Source organism: Stenotrophomonas sp. CFBP 13725 (genome assembly GCF_014841935.1).
Lineage (GTDB): Bacteria > Pseudomonadota > Gammaproteobacteria > Xanthomonadales > Xanthomonadaceae > Stenotrophomonas.
This window is the reverse complement of record NZ_JACYUV010000007.1, coordinates 117,511-131,982: the sequence shown is the minus strand read 5'-3', so window position 1 is coordinate 131,982 and position 14,472 is coordinate 117,511. Positions and strand designations below refer to the sequence as shown.

The 14,472-nt window shown below is 66.5% G+C and carries 11 protein-coding genes and 1 tRNA gene; 9 read left to right on the top strand and 3 right to left on the bottom strand.

The features are described 5' to 3' along the window. Positions 1-63: 63 nt before the first annotated feature. The 6 genes from rsfS to IFT65_RS13540 all read left to right on the top strand — a co-directional run bounded on the left by rsfS (position 64) and on the right by IFT65_RS13540 (position 3,115). A complete protein-coding gene (gene rsfS, locus IFT65_RS13565) occupies positions 64-492 on the top strand; it encodes a ribosome silencing factor (protein WP_188326652.1) in 429 nt (142 codons plus the stop codon). Positions 493-562: 70 nt separating this feature from the next. Then, positions 563-1,033 (top strand): 23S rRNA (pseudouridine(1915)-N(3))-methyltransferase RlmH, encoded by a 471-nt coding sequence (gene rlmH / locus IFT65_RS13560; protein ID WP_192081874.1) that lies wholly within the window; start codon positions 563-565, stop codon positions 1,031-1,033. 22 nt (positions 1,034-1,055) lie between these two features. After that, a tRNA-Asn gene (locus IFT65_RS13555) sits at positions 1,056-1,132 on the top strand. A 115-nt stretch (positions 1,133-1,247) separates the two neighbouring features. Further along, complete coding sequence (locus IFT65_RS13550) at positions 1,248-1,778, top strand: DUF3757 domain-containing protein (protein WP_192081873.1); 531 nt, start codon at positions 1,248-1,250, stop codon at positions 1,776-1,778. Positions 1,779-1,859: 81 nt separating this feature from the next. Next, positions 1,860-2,612 (top strand): hypothetical protein, encoded by a 753-nt coding sequence (locus tag IFT65_RS13545; RefSeq protein ID WP_192081872.1) that lies wholly within the window; start codon positions 1,860-1,862, stop codon positions 2,610-2,612. 242 nt (positions 2,613-2,854) lie between these two features. Continuing rightward, complete coding sequence (locus IFT65_RS13540; RefSeq protein WP_192081871.1) at positions 2,855-3,115, top strand: hypothetical protein; 261 nt, start codon at positions 2,855-2,857, stop codon at positions 3,113-3,115. Positions 3,116-3,709: 594 nt separating this feature from the next. On the opposite strand, the gene IFT65_RS13535 is transcribed toward IFT65_RS13540, so the two are convergent. The 3 genes from IFT65_RS13535 to IFT65_RS13525 all read right to left on the bottom strand — a co-directional run bounded on the left by IFT65_RS13535 (position 3,710) and on the right by IFT65_RS13525 (position 8,297). Then, entirely contained in the window at positions 3,710-6,523 is a 2,814-nt protein-coding gene (locus tag IFT65_RS13535) for a TonB-dependent receptor (protein WP_192081870.1), read from the bottom strand. 184 nt (positions 6,524-6,707) lie between these two features. Beyond that, positions 6,708-7,367 carry an energy transducer TonB gene (locus IFT65_RS13530; protein ID WP_192081869.1) on the bottom strand — a complete coding sequence of 220 codons (660 nt, stop codon included), beginning with the start codon at positions 7,365-7,367 and terminating at the stop codon, positions 6,708-6,710. 195 nt (positions 7,368-7,562) lie between these two features. Next, positions 7,563-8,297 carry an SIMPL domain-containing protein gene (locus tag IFT65_RS13525; RefSeq protein WP_188326658.1) on the bottom strand — a complete coding sequence of 245 codons (735 nt, stop codon included), beginning with the start codon at positions 8,295-8,297 and terminating at the stop codon, positions 7,563-7,565. A gap of 129 nt (positions 8,298-8,426) precedes the next feature. Between IFT65_RS13525 and IFT65_RS13520 the strand changes: the two genes are divergently transcribed. Genes IFT65_RS13520 through IFT65_RS13510 form a run of 3 tightly spaced genes read left to right on the top strand, consistent with a single transcriptional unit; the run spans position 8,427 to position 14,433 of the window. Further along, positions 8,427-9,035: a Maf family nucleotide pyrophosphatase gene (locus IFT65_RS13520; protein WP_192081914.1), complete on the top strand. Its 609-nt coding sequence runs from the start codon at positions 8,427-8,429 to the stop codon at positions 9,033-9,035. Further along, entirely contained in the window at positions 9,028-10,515 is a 1,488-nt protein-coding gene (gene rng, locus IFT65_RS13515; RefSeq protein WP_188326659.1) for a ribonuclease G, read from the top strand. Before IFT65_RS13520 ends, rng begins: the two co-directional genes overlap by 8 nt. A 30-nt stretch (positions 10,516-10,545) precedes the next feature. Beyond that, entirely contained in the window at positions 10,546-14,433 is a 3,888-nt protein-coding gene (locus IFT65_RS13510; RefSeq protein ID WP_192081868.1) for a YhdP family protein, read from the top strand. Positions 14,434-14,472 lie beyond the last annotated feature (39 nt).

Sequence of the window (14,472 nt, the reverse complement as noted above, 5' to 3'; positions counted from 1 at the left end):
CATGAATGGCACGCTGCCGCTGTGGCCGTATAATCCCCCTTACGTTTATCGAGTCGACCCGCTTTGAGCAACCAGCCCGAAACCCAGTCCCAACCCCAGACCATCAAGGTCGATCTGCCCAGCCCGCCGCCCTCCGTGGAGCAGCTGCTGGCCTGTGTCATGGAAGCCACGGAAGAGCTGAAGGCCAAGGACGTGGTGACCATCGACGTGCGCGGCAAGTCCAGCGTCGCCGATTATTTCGTGATCGCGTCGGGCACGTCCTCGCGCCACGTCAAATCCATCGCCGAAGAAGTCGTGCGCTTCGCCAAGAAGATCGACCAGATGCCGCTGGGCACCGAGGGCGAGCGCGAAGCCGAATGGGTGCTGGTGGACCTGGGCGACGTCGTCGTCCACGTCATGCTGCCGCGCATGCGCGAGCTGTATGCGCTCGAGCGCCTGTGGACCGTCGGTGACCAGCCGTCTTCGCGCGACGAGATTGAAGACGAAGTCTGAGCGGTCCTGCCGCGTTGACGTTGCACTCTGACGGCGCCGATGGCGCCGTTGGACGTTATGAGGAGCCAGGATGAAAGCACGCCTGATCGCGACCGGTGAACGTGCCCCCAGTTGGGTGGCGCAGGGCTTTGCCGAGTATCAGAAACGTCTGTCGCATTGGCTGCCGTTTGATCTCGTGGAGATCGAGCCGGGCCTGCGCGGCAAAGGGCGTGACGCGCGCCGCGCCACCGATGACGAGGGCAAGCGGGTGATTGCCGCGCTGCCAAAAAATGCCTATGTGGTTGCGCTGGATGTGCCGGGCAAGCAGCTCAGTTCAGAGCAGCTGGCGCAGCGCCTGGAGCACTGGCGCGGGCAGGGCAGGGACCTGGCGTTTCTTATCGGTGGGCCGGAAGGCCACTCTGCCGAAGTGTCCGCATTGGCCGATGAAAAATGGTCGATCGGACCGCTGACCTTGCCACACATGCTGGTCAGGCTGGTGGTGGCCGAACAGCTGTATCGCGCGGCCGCGATGTTGGCCAATCACCCCTACCATCGCGCGTGAAGAGTCGTTATACTGGTCGTCTGCCCGAATAGCTCAGCCGGTTAGAGCACTTGACTGTTAATCAGGGGGTCGTTGGTTCGAGTCCAACTTCGGGCGCCATTTTGAAAACCTGCATCGTGAGATGCAGGTTTTTTTTTGCCTGTTCGGATGCGCGAGGGAGCGCATGCCACTTTTTAACAATACTGTATGGCGATCGTGGGGCAGCATTGTTCTGATGAAGCACACCCTCCGAGAGGTAATGTCGATGACTCCTTCCATCGCTGTAGCTGCCACTGTTGCCCTTGTCGCCGCGTGCTCATCAGGCGTTCTCGCGGCCGAACCGACGTCGGGCCGCAACAACGCTGTCGCGCTGATGGCATGCCCACCGGCAGCCCGGGTACACGTGCAGGACGGTCGCTACCACGCACGCGAGACGCTGGACGGCTGGGAGGGCGAATGGGTGTCGCCGGCGCGGCCATCGGGCGCCGTATCCCGCCTGGAAAGCGCACTCCTGTATACACAGGGTGCGGGAACCGACGCCATCCTGGTCAACTGCACCTATGGCCTGATGTCGGGACAAGAAATCGACCTCGCTTACCAGCCGGTCCGGTCGGAAGGGCAGCTCGGCAACCTTTACGTGCATGTGGAAGACGAGACCGAGTGGCTGCGTGATCCCGACGACGCGGCCGGAGACGCGTTCAGGGAGTGCACCCCTTCTTCCGCATCGCGCGCCTGCCGTTTCTTCCCGATACGCTACGGTCGCTAGCGACCCAGCGGCGGGCGCCTGACGGCGCTTTCCCGCTTGACTCGTGGCATGCTGCGTCCATCCCTTGGCCGGAGCGTCACGATGGGCGAGATCATGACAGCGGTGGTCGTCTTTACCTGCCTGAGCACGGCGTCCATCGGCATGCTCTACCTGTACCCCAGGCTCTCTGCCCGGCATCGCGACGATGACACCAATACGGTGCTGAGGTTGGTAGCCAACATCTTCGTGGTCATGACCTCGCTGGTGTTCGGCCTGCTGATCAACTCCTCGAAAAACACCTTCGAGACCATCGACTCCAACGTCCATGCGTATTCCACCAGTCTGATCATGTTGGATCGGTCACTGCGCACGTATGGCGTGGAAACCGATGAAACCCGTACGCGGCTGATCGAATACATCGAACTGGCGATTGCCGATCCCGCGCGTGGCGATGATGCGCTGTCGCATCGGCGGAGCCCGGCGGCGAACGCGCTGGATCAGGTCGGGGGTGCACTGGACCGCATCGCACCGTCCGACCGGTATCACGAAGGCCTGCTCGCAGACGCGCGTCAGCAGTTCCAGTCGGTCGTGCGGCAGCGCTGGAGCATCGTCGAGCAATCCGAAGCCAGCGTGCCGCGGTTGATCATCTGGATGCTGATGGCCTGGATGACGCTGATCTACGGCAGCTTCGGCTACCGCGCCCCACGCAATCCGATGGTGGTCGGCATGTTCGTGGTGTCTGCGGCCCTGATCGCCGTTTCCGTTTACTTCGTGCTGGACATGAGCGTGCCGTTCCACGGCCCGATCCAGGTATCGGACGCACCGCTGCGCAGGGCGCTGGCGCAGATCCAGTAGCGCCGAGCCACGCTCGGCGGAGCGCGTCACCGTTCACGCGCGTGCAGACGAAAAGCCGCCGAAGTGCATCACCGCGTTGTAGCGCCGCGCCACGCGCGGCGGAGCGCGTCACCGTTCGCGTGCGTGCAGACGCAAAGCCGCCGAGCACGGCTCGGCGCTACCGAAGTGCGTCACCGCGTTGTAGCGCCGAGCCACGCTCGGCGTTAACCTCGATGGCCGGTTCAACATGGAAGGAGCACGACATGGAAAAACAGCAGGCCGAGGCCGTCTCCAGTGCATTGTTCGCGCCCGAATTGCAGGCGCAGCAGCAGCGCAGCGCGCAGCTGGCCGTTGCTGCGGCGCGACGTGCACGGCAGCGCCAACGGGGCGCCTCTGCATTGGTGGGCGTTCTGGTGGGCGGACCGCTCGCGTGGGTGACTGGCGCCTCTATCGGCTACGGTGCGTTGTTGGGCATGGCGGCCGGATGTGCGCTGCACGCAGCCAGCTCCTTCGCGCGCCGGTAGCGCCGAGCCATGCTCGGCGGAGCGCGTCACCGTTCGCGCGCGTGCGGACGCAAAGCCGCCGAAGTGCATCACCGCGTTGTAGCGCCGAGCCACGCTCGCCGGAGCGCGTCACCGTTCGCGCGCGTGCGGACGCAAAGCCGCCGAAGTGCGTCACCGCGTTGTAGCGCCGAGCCACGCTCGGCGGAGCGCGTCACCGTTCGCGCGCGTGCAGACGCAAAGCCGCCGAGCACGGCTCGGCGCTACCGAAGTGCGTCACCGCGTTGTAGCGCCGAGCCATGCTCGGCGGAGCGCGTCACCGTTCGCGCGCGTGCGGACGCAAAGCCGCCGAAGTGCATCACCGCGTTGTAGCGCCGAGCCACGCTCGGCGGAGCGCGTCACCGTTCGCGTGCGTGCAGACGAAAAGCCGCCGAGCACGGCTCGGCGCTACCGGAATGCATCACCGCGTTGTAGCGCCGAGCCACGCTCGGCGGAGTGCGTCACCGTTCGCGCGCGTGCGGACGCAGAGCCGCCGAGCACGGCTCGGCGCTACCGTCACACATTAAAAAAGGCCCGGGCGCGTGGCCCGGGCCTCTTCATTGAAACGACAGCCTTCCCTCAATTGAACGTGTACTTCGCCCCCACGGTGAAGTAACGTCCGATCGCGCCGCTGAAGTGCAGCGGGTTGTAGTTGATGCCGCCGTAGGTGGCCGGATCCAGCGGGGCGGTGCGGTCGAACACGTTGGCCACCGAACCGAAGATCTCCATGCTGTCGGCCACCTTCCAGTTCGCGGACAGATCGAAGGTGGTGAACGAGGCCAGCGAGCAGTTCCCCGGGGCCGGGCTGCCATCGGCACGGAAGTTCAAGCAGTCGTCTTCTTTGGTACCGCCGGTCTCAGCCAGGTTGTCGATCGCGCTGATGTAGTTGACGATGCCGCTGACCGACCAGTCGTGGTAGTTCCAGGTAGCGCCGAAGTTGATGCGGTCCTTCGGCGTGCCGATGCAGTTGGTCACGTCGCAGTTGCCATGCGTGCCCGCGTACTCGTGCGTGGTGCCGCCCTCGGTCCGCTCGAACTTGCTGGTGTGGCTCCACTGCAGGTCCAGCCGCAGATCACCCGCGTTACCCAGCGGAATGTCCTGGCGGATGTCCGTGTCGATACCTTCGACCTTCGACGCACTGGCATTTACGTAATTGGTGTTGATGGCCAGGATCGAGCCGGTCCCCGGCACGCCATTGAGCAGATCGGTATCGCGCAGCACGTTGCCCGATGCAATGGCGTCAGCCGTAGAGCCCTGTGCGATTTCGTTGCTGCGCTTGATCCGCCAGGCATCGACGGTGATCGAGGTGGTGCGGGTCGGCTGCAGCACGATGCCCACCGAGTAGCTCTTGGACTCTTCAGCTTCCAGGTCCGGGTTCGGCCGGGTGATGATCGCAACAGGCTGCTGGCCGCAGTCGTCCTGCGTGCCGCCCGGTGCCGGGTTGCCGCCCGGACAGCGGACCGGATCGAGTGCGTTGGAGAACGCGGCCAGGCCGCCATCTCCGTTCTCGGCCGGGTTCGGCGCACGGAAGCCTTCGGCGTAGGTGCCGCGCAGCGCGAACCACTCGGCCGGCGTCCACTTGAAGCCGACCTTCGGGGTCACCGAGTCGTCACCGCTTTCGTATTTGTCGTAGCGTGCGGCGGCCGTCAACTCCAACGATTCCAGCACCGGCGCTGCAAGCTCCGCGTAGCCGGCGTATACGTTCTGGGTGCCGTCATAGGCGGAGTAGCCCAAGCCGATGATGTCGCCCACATCGGTGTAGGTCTGCGGCGTGAGGCTGTTGGTGGTGCGACGCCATTCGGTACCGATGGCCAGGCCGAGCGGGCCACCGGCCAGGTCCATCAGCGAGCGGTTCACCTTGAAATCGAACATGTCCAGGCTGCTCTTGGCGTTGGCCTGGATGGTCGGCGAGATGTAGTCGTACAGGCTCTGCGGATTCGCATCCGATCCGGCGCCGATGTTCCAGGTGCCGGCCGGGCAGGCCAGGTCACCGAGCACGCACTGGACCGCGCTGTAGCGCAGGAAACCATCGCGCTTGTTGACCAGGTTGGTCGACGAGTGCAGATAGCCGGTGTCGTAGCTCCACTCGCCCCAGGTGCCCTTGACCCCGGCCAGGAAGCGGATGAACTCGTTCTTGTTGTTGGTCACCCGTGGACCGACGTCGAAGGCGTTGTAGCGCACGCGCACCGGCGTGGCATACGGGTTGTCCGGGTGGCCAACAGCGAGCACGGTGGCGCCGGGGCCGCTGTTCGCGTTGACGGGGCCGCCCTGGAACCCCCAGGCGCCGGAGACGTTGGAGGGCGTGTTGTTGAAGGTGGTTTCCTTGCTCGAGTAGCCCATCTCCACGTACGCCTCGGCGCTGTCGTTGAAGGCGAAGGTCGCGCGGCTGAAGACGTTGACGTACTTCTCTTCCGGGCTGAGATCACGGAAGTTGGCCATGTCCCACAGGCAGCCGCCACCCGGATCCTGCGGGCTGACATCGGAGAACTGGGCGCAGCCAGGCAGTGATTCCAGCAGCCCGGTGGTCGGGTTGAAGATGCTGCCGGCCGGCGAGTTGCCGCCGCCGCTGCCGTTGCCGGTGATCGCGCCGCCGAGGAACTGGCTGCCGCCGGCACTGTAGCCCCAACGACGCAGGTCGCCGGTGCCGATCCAGTCACGGTTGCGGCGGTCGCTGACCCGGATGCCGTCGGTCTTGCCGACGTCCAGGCTGAAGAACGCATTCCACCCGTCGGTGGACAGGTTGCCGGTACCGGCCGTCAGCGTCGCCTTCTTCGCATCGCCGTCGCTGTCGCCGGATAGACCGTACGACCCACGCAGGATCACGCCCTCGAAATCACTGCGCAGGATGATGTTGACCACGCCGGCAATCGCATCGGACCCGTAGGTAGCGGACGCGCCGTCTTTCAGCACCTCCACGCGCTCCACCGCATCCAGCGGAATGGTGCTCAGATCGGTGAACACCTTCTGGCCGTCATCGGCCAGGCCGTAGGTGGCCATGCGGCGGCCATTTAGCAGCACCAGGGTGGAGCCGGCGCCGAGACCGCGCAGCGAGATGCCTGCACCGCCGCCAGCGAACCCATTGCCGAAGGTCTTGGGGATGGAACCAGAGCCATCCGAGGTGAGGGTCTGCAGGTACTCCGCAACGGTAGTCTTGCCGGTGCGGTCGATTTCCTGGCGGGTGACCACCTGGACCGGCGATGGGGTTTCGGTGTCGGTACGGGGGATGTTCGAGCCGGTGACCGTGACACGGTCCAGGTTGGTGGCCTGCTCCTGCGCGAAGGCGCTGGGGGAGACGGCTGCGGCCAGCAGCAGGGCGCCGCCGGTCAGAATGTGGGTGATGGAGGCGGCAAGCGGGGTGCGGCGGGTGGCGGGGCAACGGGTCGGATGATTCACAGCTCTCTCCTGACTGGGAAACCTTGATGGCGTCGTTCGACCGCGGGCCCCCTTGCCCCGCGATGGCGTCAATCTAGGTTCGTATCAGGTGATGCAAGAGTGAAATTTTGCTTAATTCGCACCGGTCTGTGATCTGCGTCAAACGGTGCGGCCGGGGCAGGGCACGCCTGCCCCGGCGGTCGGCTTACTGCGGCAGCGAGAAATCAATGGGGACCAGACCGACGGACGCGGTCGCCACGCCATCGCGCATCGACGGTTCGAACGTCCAGCGACGCAGCACCTGCTGGCGCGCCGCAGTGTCCAGCGCGCGCGAGCCACTGCTGCGCTCGATCGTCACGCGTGTGGGCTGACCGTTCGCATCCACCTCCACGCGCAGCAGTACCGTGCCCTGCTCCTGGTTGCGCAGGGCAGCGATCGGATACGACGGCGGCGGCGCGCTGCGATAGCTCAGATAGGCGCCTGCACCGCCCATGGCGGGCGCCTCGGTCGGTGACGGGACGGCCTGTGGCGCAGCGACTGCCGACGTGGACGCGGGCAGCGCAAGCACCGGTGCCTGATTGATGACCGCAGGGGGCAAGGGCAGCGGCGTCGGTAGCGGCTGCACGCTCGTCTGCGGCGGCACCACTGCCACTGGATCTGCAGGTGGCACGGGCGTGGGCGGCAGCGGCTTTTCCGGCGTGATCCAGCGGATCTGCGGCGCCTCGCGCGGAAGCGGCAGGGCGACGTAGGCGGCGGGGATGATCAGCAGCAGAAAGGCCAGCAGATGCAGTGCGATTGCCGCACTCCAGGCGGTGATCCTGACCGGATCGACGTGTTGCGGTACAGCCGGATATGCACGAACCATGATCCACCTCCATGCGGGACAGCGAGGGAACATCGTCTTGCCGGCCGGTGCCGGTGATGCAGGAATAGCGCGCTGAGCAGTGTGTGCCCAGTGGGCGTGCAGGCAGCGTTTGGCTACCGGTCAGCCAGCGGACCGGTGTGGTGTCCGGGCAGGTCCTCTTCGCGGGGGCGACGAGGACCCGCCTGGATCACGGCATCAGCGTCCGAGTTCGAACACGACGTCCAGGTTCACCGAGACGGTGGTCTCACCTGCGGCTACCGGCGTGCTCATGTCGGCGGCCATCGGGGCGGCCTGTGCGCGCATCATCACCGGGCGGAAACCGCCGCCACTGCTTTCGGAAATGCTGACGATGCGACGGACCTGCAGCCCCAACGACTTGGCATAGGTCTGCGCGCGAGCCTGCGCCTTTTTCAGCGCGGCCAGGCGGGCTTCGTCATAGACCGGTTCCGGCTGGTCGATCTCGAAGCTCGGCCCGTTGATCTGGTTGGCGCCCTGCGCCGCCAGTCCGTCGAGCACCTTGCCCAGCTTGGCAATGTCACGGACCTTCAGGCTGACCGTGTTGCTGGCCTGGTAGCCGGTGATCTTCGGCGCTTCGTTTTCGGCATAGCGGTACTGCGGGCTCAGGTTCACGCCGCTGGTCTGCACGTCGCGCTCGGCGATACCGGCCGCTTTGATCGCAGCAAGCACTTTGTCCATCTTCTGCGCGTTCTCGCGCATGGCACTGTTGCCGTCCACGGCCTGGGTGACGACGCCGGCCGACAGGGTGGCCACGTCGGGTACCCGGCTGGCTTCGGCATTGGCGGACACGTTGAGCAGGGTGCCTTCCACCGGCGCGATGGCAGGGGCCGGTACGGCGGCGTTTGCGGTCACGGAAGCTCCCAGGGCGAGGGACAGGGCGAGCAGAAGCGGGGAAAGAGCAGGGCGACGCATGGTGATCTCCTTGAAGGCCATCGAGGTTGCTGGCGTAGGGATGAACGCGTTGTGAGCCGGAACGGGGTTGCCGGTTTCCCCGCCGTGTTGCCGACGATTCAGGCGCTGCGCGCAGGGTATGCTGTGTGGATGCTCTATCTTGCCTCCCGCTCCCCCCGCCGCAGTGAATTGCTTGCCCGCCTTGGCCGCCCGTTCCAGTCTCTGGACCTGGACGTGCCTGAAGTGCGCCTGGCCGGCGAGAGTCCGCGTGAATATGTGCTGCGGGTGGCTACCGACAAGGCCCGTGCTGGCCTGCTCGCGGTAGCTGCGACGGATCCGCGCGCCCAGGTGCTGGGATCAGACACCGAAGTCGTGTTGGGCGAGCGGGTGTTCGGCAAGCCGACCGATGCCGACGATGCCGCCGCGATGCTGCGTGCGTTGTCCGGCCGCATCCACCAGGTGATGACCGCCGTGGTGCTGGTCGACGCGCAGGGCGTGCACGCTGACGTGGTGGTGTCGGAGGTTCGCTTCGCCACGCTGGACGATGTCTCCATCGCAGCCTATGTGGCCACCGGCGAGCCGATCGGCAAGGCCGGTGCCTACGCCATCCAGGGGGAAGCAGAACGCTTCATCACCCATCTGGCCGGGAGCTATTCCGGCGTGATGGGATTACCGCTGTACCAGACCGACCGGTTGCTTGCCGGTGCCGGCTTGCCTTCCCAACCTGTTGCCGCCACGGAGGCTGCCGTACATGTCTGAAGAAATACTGGTCAACGTAACTCCCCGCGAGACCCGGGTAGCGGTGATCGAGAACGGCATGCTGCAGGAGCTGCATATCGAGCGCGGCTGGCGGCGCGGTGTGGTCGGCAACATCTACAAGGGCAAGGTGCAGCGGGTCATGCCCGGCATGCAGGCCGCGTTCGTCGAAGTGGGCCTGGACCGCGCTGCGTTCCTGCATGCCAACGACGTGGTGCGGCCGGCGCCGGTGGCCAGCCCGGATACCGATGGCACTACGCTGCCGCCGCCCTCGTCCGTGCCGATCGTCGAGCTGCTGCGCGACGGCCAGGACATCGTGGTCCAGGTGGTGAAGGATCCCATCGGCACCAAGGGCGCGCGCCTGACCACGCAGATCAGCATTCCATCGCGCTACATGGTGCTGCTGCCGCAGTCCAAGGTGGTCGGTGTCTCGGCGCGGATCGAAGACGAAACCGAGCGGGCGCGGTTGAAGACGCTGGTGACCGAGCTGTCAGCGCAGCACGGCGGCTACGGCTATATCGTGCGCACCAATGCCGAAGGCCAGCCTGCCGAGGCCATCGCCGAAGACGTGGCCTACCTGTCGCGCGTCTGGAACGTGGTCGAGCGCCGTGGCCGCGAGGCCGCATCGTGCAGCGTGATCTATGAAGACCTGAGCCTGCCGTTGCGCTCGGTACGCGACCTGATCCGCAAGGACGTGGACAAGGTCAAGGTCGATTCCAAGGAAACGTTCGTCCAGCTGCAGGCGTTCGTCGCCAAGTACATGCCGGTGCTGGCTGAAAAGCTGGAGCTGTATGCCGGCGACCGTCCGATCTTCGACATGTTCGGGGTGGAGGACGAGATCGGCCGCGCGCTGGACAAGCAGGTGCCGCTGAAGTCCGGGGGCTACCTGGTGATCGACCAGACCGAGGCGATGACCACCATCGACGTCAACACCGGTTCGTTCGTCGGCCAGCGCAACCTGGAAGAAACCGTGTACCGCACCAACCTGGAGGCGGCCCAGGCCGTGGCCAGGCAGCTGCGGCTGCGCAACCTGGGCGGCATCATCATCATCGACTTCATCGACATGGTGGATGCCGAGCACCGCCGTCAGGTACTGCGCACGCTGGAAAAGGCGTTGGCGCGCGACCACGCCAAGACCACGGTCTATGATTTCTCGCCGTTGGGCCTGGTGGAGATGACCCGCAAGCGCACCGTGGAGAGCCTAGAGCGCCAGCTTTCCGAGACGTGCCCGCAGTGCAGTGGCCGCGGCAGCATCAAGACCACCGAAACGGTGACCTACGAGATCTTCCGCGAGATCACCCGCGCGGTGCGTCAGTTCGAAGCGGCGCGCCTGCTGGTGATCGCTTCTTCGAAGGTCGTGGCGCGGATCACCGATGAAGAATCCACGGCAGTCGCCGAGCTGGAGGAATTCCTCGGCAAGAGCATCAGCTTCCAGGCTGACGACCAGTACCTGCAGGAACAGTTCGATGTGGTCCTGCTCTGATCCAATCCGGCCGGTTGCCGGCCAAGGCCGATGAGCGCACCGCCGCGCCAGCGACTGCGAAGGATCCGCCGTCTTGCCCTGTACGCGCTCGCCATCACCCTGGTGGTGGTGGCGTTGCTGGTGGGTACCCTCAGCCAGCTGTTGCCGCTGGTTGAGCGCAATCCCGACAAAGTTTCTGCGTGGTTGAGCACGCGTGCCGGGCAGCCGGTGCGCTTCGATGCGTTGAAAGCGCAGTGGACCCGCCGCGGGCCGCTGCTGCAGCTGGATGGACTGCGTATCGGCGCCGGCGAAGGCCTGCGCATCGGCCAGGCCGAGGTGCAGGTGGCGATGTATGCCGGCCTGTTGCCGGGCCGATCGTTGACCGAGCTGCGCCTGCGTGGCCTGGCGCTGACCCTGCAGCGGGCCGATGACGGGCGCTGGAGCGTGCGTGGATTGCCGGCGGCGAAAACCGGCGACCCGCTGGACGGCCTGCGTCGGCTGGGCGAACTGCAGGTGGAGCAGGGTCGCCTGACCATCGAGGCACCGTCGATAGGCCTGCAGACGACCTTGCCGCGCCTGGATCTGCGCCTTCGGGTGGACGCTGATCGGTTGCGCGTTGGCGTGCGGGCCTGGGCACAAGCCGATGCGCTGCCATTGGCGGCAGTACTGGATGTAGATCGTCGCGCCGGCAATGGCGAGGCGTGGCTGGGCGGCGATCCCGTAGACCTGCAGGCCTGGTCGCCGCTGCTGTCCGGTGCCGGCGTACAGCTGTTGCAGGGCCGCGGCGAGCTCAACGCCTGGGTGGCCCTGCGTGATTTCCGCCCGGTGATGGTCACCACGGACTCGGATCTGTCCGGACTACGGCTTGTCGGCACGCCGACGGCGCACGTGGCCAAGCCCACATTGGACATCGAGCGCCTGCAGGTACGTGCGCGCTGGCGTTACAGCGCCGGTGGCTGGCGGGCGGAAGCCCCACGCCTGCGGGTGCGGGCGGAAGATCGTGAGCAGGTACTGGATGGACTGCTGATCGGTGCAGGACAGCACACCGCGCTGGTGGCCAACAACATAGACGGCAACGTGCTGCTGCGGGGCCTGGCGCTGACCGACCGGGTGGATGCCGGCCTGCGCGACTGGCTGTACCGCGCCCATCCCCAGCTGCGCGTGCGCCAACTGCAGGCACGCGGTGAGCGCAACGGTCCGTTGTGGGTGCAGGGCGACCTCGACACACTGGCGTTTTCCAGCGTGGATGGGGGCCCCGGCCTGGTCGGTATCGGCGGCCGGTTCCAAGGCGATGCCGAAGGGTTCTCGTTGCAGCTGCAGTCCCGACAGCAGATGCAGCTGGACTGGCCAAAGGGATTCGGCGTGCGCCACGACGTGCGACTCGCCGGTGAGATCGTCGGTTGGCATGACGAAGCGGGCGGTTGGCGGGTCGGCACGCCGGCGCTGCGTGTGCAGGGCACCGACTACGCTGCCGATGTCCGTGGGGGACTGTGGTTCCAGGGCGACGGCACGCGGCCGTGGATGCAGCTGGCAGCGAAGATCGACGATGTCCCGATGACCGCCGCCAAGCGCTTCTGGATCCGTTCGAGGATGAGCGAGCATGCCCGTGACTGGCTGGATACCGCATTGCAGGCGGGCCGCGTGCGCAACGGCATCGGCCTGGTGACCGGCGACCTGGACGACTGGCCGTTCGACCGTAACAACGGGCGCTTCGAAGCGACAGGACATATTGAAGACGGCACCATCCGCTTCCAGAAAACCTGGCCCGACATGACCGCCGTGGAGGCGGACATCGCCTTCATTGGCCCCGGCTTCTCGCTGACGGGACGTGGTGATCTGGCGGGCGTGAACGTGGATGCGATGCAGGCAGGCATCGAAGATTTCGGCGAGACGCCGCTGTACGTGCGCGCGCAGAGCCGCAGTGAGTCCAGCAAGCTGCTGGCGATGCTGCGTCGCAGCCCGCTGCACGCACAGTACGGTGACACGCTCGATGCGCTGAGCGTGAGTGGCCCCGCCGCGGTGGACTTCGATCTGCTGCAGCCGTTGCGTGCGGGTCAGCCGGGGCACCTGAAGGGCAGCGTGACACTAGAGGGCGTGAAGCTGGCCGACAAGCGCTATGCGCTGGATTTCGACGACGTGCGCGGGGTGGCCCAGTACGCCGGCGGCGGTTTCGGTGCCGACAACCTGGCGGTTCGTCACCTGGGCGCAGCGGGCACGCTGAGCCTGCGCGCAGGCGGCTTCGTGCGCGATCCGCAACTGGCCTTCGAATCTCAGCTGGACGCCAACCTGGATGCCGGCGTGCTGCTGGATCGCGCGCCGGAGATGGCCTGGCTGAAGCCGTACATCACCGGCCGCTCGAACTGGACGATCGGCGTGGACATGCCGAAGGCCGTCGCCGCTGCCGCCACTGGCGGTGCGCCGGCACCGGTGCCGCCCGCACGGTTGCACCTGCAGTCGGACCTGGTGGGCACGGTGCTGAGCTTCCCCGCGCCGCTGGACAAGCCCGCCGGTGAAGCGCTCGATACGCGCGTGGCTGCACAGCTGCCGATGGGCGATGGCCGCATCGAAGTGGCGTTCGGTGAGCGTCTCGCCTTGGCCGCGCGCACCCACCAGGGCCAGACCGGCGTGCAGGTCACGCTGGGCAGCGCACGGGTCGACCGGGATCCGCCCGCCAGCGGCTTGGCGGTGAACGGCCGCAGCGGGTCGCTGGACGCGTTGGAGTGGATCGGACTGGCACGGGGTTCGGCTGCAGACAGCAACGATGGGGCAGGCAATGACCCCATGCCGCTGCGTTCGGTGGATGTGCAGGTGGCGCAGTTGCTGCTGATCGGCGGGGTGTTCGAACAGACGCGACTGCAGTTGCGGCCGACCCCGCAATTCCTTGATGTGCGTCTGGATGGCCCTTCGCTGGCCGGCCAGTTGCAGGTGCCCACCGCCCGCGGCGGCACCATCAGTGGCGCCTTGCAGCGCGTGCATTGGAAATCGCTGCCGGGCCCGGTGCAGCCCCGTCCGCGCGACGGTGCGCCGATCGTGATGCCCGACGGGGAGGTGATGGCCGCGCGGGTACAGGCCACGGCCAACGACACCGATCCGGCCGGCATCCCGCCGTTGTCGCTGGACATCGCCGACCTGCAGTTCGGCAAGATCACGTTGGGCCAGGCGACACTGCGCACCCAGCCGGTAGCGAATGGACTGCGCGTGCAGCAGCTGGAGTTCCGCTCACCCAAGCAGGCCATCGACGTGCGCGGCGACTGGCTGGGTAAAGGGCCCGCAGCGCGTACCGCGCTGACCGCGCAGGTGCGCAGCGAAGACCTCGGTGACCTGCTGCGTGACCTGGACTACGGCGGCCAGCTGCGCGGCGGCCAGGGCCGCATCGACCTGCAGGCCGGCTGGCAGGGCGGTCCGTCTGATTTCCAGCTGGGCAACCTGCAGGGCACGATGACCGTCGATGCGCGCAATGGCCAGCTGTTGGAACTGGAGCCCGGCGCCGGGCGCGTGCTGGGCCTGCTCAGCATCACCCAGCTGCCGCGGCGGCTGATGCTGGACTTCCGCGATTTCTTCTCCAAGGGCTTCGCCTTCAACCAGATCGGCGGCACGCTGGCCTTCGCGGACGGGTCGGCCACCACCGACAAGGTGATGATCGAAGGGCCGGCGGCAAACATCCGCATCCGCGGCCGTACCGACCTGCGCAACCAGCAGTTCGACCAGACCATCGATGTCAATCCGCGCTCGGGCAACCTGCTGACCGTCGTCGGTGCGGTGGCCGGCGGCCCGGTGGGCGCCGCGCTGGGCGCGGCCACCAATGCGGTGCTGTCCAAGCCGCTGGGCGAGATCGGTGCCAAGACCTACCGGGTAACCGGGCCGTGGAAAGAGCCCAAGGTGGACGTGGTGGAGCGTGATGCCGCCGCGCCTCCGCCGCCCAAGCCGAAGGCGCGGTGAGCGCCTTCCTCCCTCACAACGGCGGCGCGGTGGCTTGCC

What these genes read in the sequence shown, in the direction of transcription:
- rlmH (WP_192081874.1), top strand. Translation starts at nt 563, where the DNA reads ATGAAAGCACGCCTGATCGCGACCGGTGAACGTGCCCCCAGTTGGGTG.
- IFT65_RS13510 (WP_192081868.1), top strand. Translation starts at nt 10,546, where the DNA reads ATGAGCGCACCGCCGCGCCAGCGACTGCGAAGGATCCGCCGTCTTGCC.
- IFT65_RS13540 (WP_192081871.1), top strand. Translation starts at nt 2,855, where the DNA reads ATGGAAAAACAGCAGGCCGAGGCCGTCTCCAGTGCATTGTTCGCGCCC.
- IFT65_RS13525 (WP_188326658.1), bottom strand. Translation starts at nt 8,297, where the DNA reads ATGCGTCGCCCTGCTCTTTCCCCGCTTCTGCTCGCCCTGTCCCTCGCC.
- IFT65_RS13520 (WP_192081914.1), top strand. Translation starts at nt 8,427, where the DNA reads ATGCTCTATCTTGCCTCCCGCTCCCCCCGCCGCAGTGAATTGCTTGCC.
- IFT65_RS13545 (WP_192081872.1), top strand. Translation starts at nt 1,860, where the DNA reads ATGGGCGAGATCATGACAGCGGTGGTCGTCTTTACCTGCCTGAGCACG.
- IFT65_RS13530 (WP_192081869.1), bottom strand. Translation starts at nt 7,367, where the DNA reads ATGGTTCGTGCATATCCGGCTGTACCGCAACACGTCGATCCGGTCAGG.
- rng (WP_188326659.1), top strand. Translation starts at nt 9,028, where the DNA reads ATGTCTGAAGAAATACTGGTCAACGTAACTCCCCGCGAGACCCGGGTA.
- IFT65_RS13550 (WP_192081873.1), top strand. Translation starts at nt 1,248, where the DNA reads ATGAAGCACACCCTCCGAGAGGTAATGTCGATGACTCCTTCCATCGCT.